The following is a 4,627-nucleotide window of genomic DNA, read 5'->3' as shown; positions in this document are numbered from 1 at the left end:
TCTCCAGGAGAATTGTGTATAAAAATGGCCCGCCATCCAGTTTGATGCGGGCCTCCTGCACTGATTACTATGAACTGATAACTGATAACTTTATCACTTCCGGTATTTCCACATATTGTGTAATTATTGTACAGCCCCTTTTATGTGAAGAAATTATAAATGAATCGTGATTCGTGAAGGATATGGGGCTGATGCCGGCTAATTTTTATCATGGATTTCAGGGCCTGAACTTTTTTCTGCTGCCCCTATGCCTGCGGAGGTATCTCATCAGAGTTTATCGAAATGACTCTTTACAACACGGATTCAAAGCCTTCGTGAGAAGAAAAATATAAAAGAGGCGCCTTTATGATTTCAGGGCGCCACCTTCACGGATCACGGACCACGATCAGCACAAATGAGATAATCCAGGTTTGCCAGGGTTTCTGACAGCCGTTCCGGATTTCTCATGGTCAGTTCTCAATGAGGTTATGCTTTACAACATGGCCTTTCCTCACATCTTCAGCACGCCTCAAGAGCTCGGCTGCTTCATATCTGGTGAATCCATTTTCATCAGGCATGGAAAAGTCAGCCCCCTTTGTGACCTCTCTCACTGTCTCCATCCATGCTTTTACGATATTCCACTGCCTTTTCTGTTTATGGTAGCCGAAGGACATGGTGTAAGTCCCATCTTCAAAGTGCATGACAAGGAGTTTTTCCTTTTCTTCCGCGGTGAGGATATGTTCAGCCAGATTCAAAGGGCAGAGATAGGCGCCCAGGCCGAGGGTGGTAAGCCGGAGAAGGGTAGCCATATTTTCCGAGGCCACCGCAATCTGCGGTTCCATGCCGCCATCGCGGAAAAGTTTCCTCGCCAGGGATCCCGCGATATCTTCTTCACTGTTGATGAGGAAAGGGAATTCGGCAAAAGCTTCGGGAAGGGCTTTTTCCTTCCTGCCGGGGTGGAAATAGGTCCCTATATTTTCTTTGCCCAGCACTTTTTCCGCCAGCTGCCGGTTCACGAAGAGCACGATTTCCTCATTCATCCAGGGCTCATGCATAATGCCCGGGATTTCATCCTGAAGCCGGGCCATGGCGATATCCAGTTTGTCCCTTTTAAGGGCACTCCAGATCTGCTCGTTTGCCATTTCATGGAGGTCGATTTCGATTTTCGGATATTTCTTCTGGAAAGCCATAATCACTTCCGGAAGCAGCACCCGGCCCCGGGTGAAAGCGATCCCGATCCGGAGGGTGCCCGTATTTTCCCCGGACGCATCGGAAAGCTCCCGGCGGAGAGCCAGCTCATTTCTGGCAAACATCCTCGCATACCGGAGGAATACTTCCCCTCCTACCGTCAGGCGCAGCGGCGTGGAGCGGATAAAAAGCTTCGTCCCCGCCTCCTGCTCCAGATTGGCGATATGGGCAGACAAAGTCTGCTGGGTGATATGCAGCTTCTCCGCAGCCTTCGTAAAATTCTTCTCCTCCGAAAGAGCGAGGAAATATTTCATGGAGAGAAAGTTCATGGGTAACTCCTTTTATATAAAATAAGGACAGAGACAGATACGGTTTTCGTGGATTAGCCGCACCTGGACACGCCCCGGAAGAGTCCCTGTCGAGATTTCGTGATTCGTGATTCGTGGTCCGTGAAGGTGTACCGCTGATGCGGCACGAGTATATAGGGGGAATTTGCTCAGGCGGGAATAAAAATCTCTGTATTCCCAAAATCGTTCCCTATCATGGTAAATTGAAAACAATATTTGGCGCCTGTATAATTTTATGGCGCCATCTTCACGAATCACGAACCACGAGCCACGAATCAAGATAGATAATCAGTTTTATATAAGCATATGAATGAAGCTATACAGCCATTCACTTGTAGTATAAACAAATATTAACAGCTTTTCAATGTGGCGATCCATAGCGATAAAGGATATGAAATAAAGAAATGGGAAAAAGCCTTGTCCGCACTGCATCCGGATTGAGATGTCCGGGAAGTACCGTGCGTTTATAATTCCCCGGCACTATCCATACACGATTTATATGAGGATATCGGTACGCTTGCTATCGGGCGCCACCTTTCCCGGGGTGGAAAGGTGGCTGCGGAGCAGCCGGAAAGGGCGTTTAACCGTACAAGGCACAAATGGGACTGATTGATGAAATATTCTCGTGCCGGATGACTCTTTCGGAAAGCGGGAAGGTGCCCGAGGGTAGGAGAGCCCCCACATCGGGTAAGAGGGAACTGTACAGATGAGGAAATTTTACCTGGCATAGATGAGGGGAAGGCAAAATATAAACTTGCGCCCGCAGGGCGCCACCTTCCCGACAGCTCCGATACTCCCGATACCCCCGATACCCCCGATACCCCCGACACAAAAGTGATTTTACCTGTTTCTCAAGAAAGCTATCTACAGCAAAAACCCTGTAGCCCCTACAAATTCTAACAGTTATAAACCGTATTTCCAAAGCACTATAATACAATAAGGGAGATAGCACCCCTATTTCCAAAAACCTTCAAAGGAAGCGAGTCTATGAATAAACAGTTATTTCAAACGATTCTGGGTCCATTGACCTTTTTCATTTCCGCCTGGCTTTTGAACGGCACTTTCGAAGCCAAAGCGGCCCTGGCTTTAGGGACAGCCATCTGGATGGCGGTCTGGTGGATTTTCCGGCCCGTATCGATTTATGTGACTGCTTTCGTTCCTATCGTAGTCAATTCTTTTTTCAACCTCATTCCGGCGTCTCACGTGATCAGCCAGTATTTCTCTGAAATCGCGGTCCTCCTTCTGGGGAGCGATTTAATCTGTCTCACCTGGACCACTACGGGCCTGGACAAACGGATTTCCGTCCGTGCCCTCTGCTCCATCGGGACTTCCATGAAAAACCAGATTTTCGTCTGGTTTCTGGCGTCCACAGTCCTTTCTATTTTCCTTCCCAATGTAGTGGTAGCTGCTATTTTCTGTCCCATTGCCGTTGCCATGCTACATTTCGTGGGCGAAGGAGAAATTTCCCAGAGCAAGACGGCCATCCCGATTCTCCTGGCCATCGGCTGGGGGAGCGGTATCGGCGGATTTGGTTCGCCAATCGGCTCTTCTGCCAATCTGGTCGCTGTTTCCTATATCGAAAAACTGACGGGCCATGAATTTATGTACATGGACTGGGTCATCCGTTTCCTCCCTGTTCTGGGACTGATTTTCCTGATGAACCTCATTTACCTCTTCTTCCTGCCCTGTCCGACAAAAACCCTCCCCGGCACGAAAGAATATTTCCAGGAAATGTACAGAGGCTTCGGCGCTATGAAAAAAGGCGAAAAAATCGGCTTTACCCTCTTCGTCCTGGCCACGATTCTTGCCTTTGTCCGTCCCCTCTTTGCCGGACTTCTTCCGGCCATGAAACCGGCCTACGTTTTCCTTTTCCTCGGTATGCTCATGTTCTTCCTGAAAGATGAACACAATGACCCCATGCTGACCTGGAAATATGCGGAATCCCACGTCATGTGGGGCATGATTTTCCTCTTCGCCTCGGGCCTCGCCCTGGGAAAACTGGTTATCGAAACAGGAGCCATCGAAGAGCTTTCAAAAATTATAGCTTCCATGAATCTTCCAGCCGGACTTGCCGTCATGGCTATGGGCTGTATTTTTGCCTGCTTCATGTCGGAAATTTCCAGTAATACCGCATCTGCATCCATTTCCATTCCGGTAGTCACAGGGATTGCCCAGTCTTTGGGCCTCAATCCGATTCCTTACGTCCTTGGGACAATTGCTGCCGTCAACTGCGCCTATATCCTTCCTATTTCCACAAGAGCCATTCCGATCGGCTACGGCCTTTCTGCATCGGCCCAGATTAAATATGGCGTAGTCCTTTCTCTCTTGACCGTGATTCTGGTGACTTTAGTTTCCACGGCCTGCATGGAATGGATCCCCTTCTTTGGAGATTTGTAAGAAATATTTGTGGAAACAGGGCGTAAAGAGGAAAACCTCCTTTTGAAAACTTGGGGGATATGGTTTTCAGTGACCGTTCGCAGCTTTGGGGCCGCCTTTAAGCAGAAGAGGTGGCCTTTTTTATATGCAAACCATACCCGGCCATTCAGGCTGAAAATGCCCTCACCTCGCCTGCCGCCCGGGACCTGGAGTTCCCTTTCGGGGAAGAAATCATGGTGGGCAGGGATTGGTTTTTAGCGGATGGAAAAGTTTAATAAAAATCTAATGATACAAATTCACTTTTTTGCTACTATACCTGCAGAGCAAAGGAAATCGACCGTACGCTCCGCCACGGCCATTCTCAGAGAAGGCGGAAGGGAAGATTACGGCGCTCGAAACTATATGGTACCATGTAGAAACAAAAGGAAACTTGATTACAAAACGAGGATTGATAAGAAGCCACGGAGGGCAGTCTGCCCGAAGTGGCTTTTTGTCGTGGGAAATTTCAGCTGTCAGTAATTAATAATCAGTAAAAGCAATCGGTACAGGCGGACTTCCGGATGGGAAGTCCGCCTTTTTGGTGTGCCGGGCATGGCACGATTCTAGCTGGTGAAAGTCCAGTTACAGGTATTTGTCGCCGAGTGTAGCGGAGCGCAAGCTGTAAACAGTAATGTTTGCAGTGAAGGAAGCGCATAGCGAAACTGCGAGCCTACGAACAGAAACCGGATATAAGGCCG

General features: G+C 48.7%; 2 protein-coding genes. One reads left to right on the top strand and one right to left on the bottom strand.

The annotated features are described in order from the left end of the window. Nucleotides 1–449: 449 nt before the first annotated feature. Nucleotides 450–1,496 (bottom strand): LysR family transcriptional regulator, encoded by a 1,047-nt coding sequence (locus tag VZT47_RS09385; RefSeq protein WP_330224706.1) that lies wholly within the window; start codon nucleotides 1,494–1,496, stop codon nucleotides 450–452. Nucleotides 1,497–2,501: 1,005 nt separating this feature from the next. On the opposite strand from VZT47_RS09385, the gene VZT47_RS09380 reads away from it, so the two are divergent. Next, nucleotides 2,502–3,911, top strand: coding sequence for an SLC13 family permease (locus tag VZT47_RS09380; protein ID WP_330224705.1), 1,410 nt, complete (start codon nucleotides 2,502–2,504; stop codon nucleotides 3,909–3,911). The last annotated feature ends 716 nt before the right edge of the window (nucleotides 3,912–4,627 follow it).

The sequence above is a fragment of the Dialister sp. genome (assembly GCF_036343215.1).
In the GTDB taxonomy this organism is placed as follows: Bacteria; Bacillota; Negativicutes; order Veillonellales; family Dialisteraceae; genus Dialister.
Note: the sequence above shows the minus strand (reverse complement) of the source record. Positions and strands in the feature narration are given on the sequence as shown.

Coding starts and splice junctions, on each gene's coding strand:
- VZT47_RS09385 (WP_330224706.1), bottom strand. CDS start 1,496: ATGAACTTTCTCTCCATGAAATATTTCCTCGCTCTTTCGGAGGAGAAG.
- VZT47_RS09380 (WP_330224705.1), top strand. CDS start 2,502: ATGAATAAACAGTTATTTCAAACGATTCTGGGTCCATTGACCTTTTTC.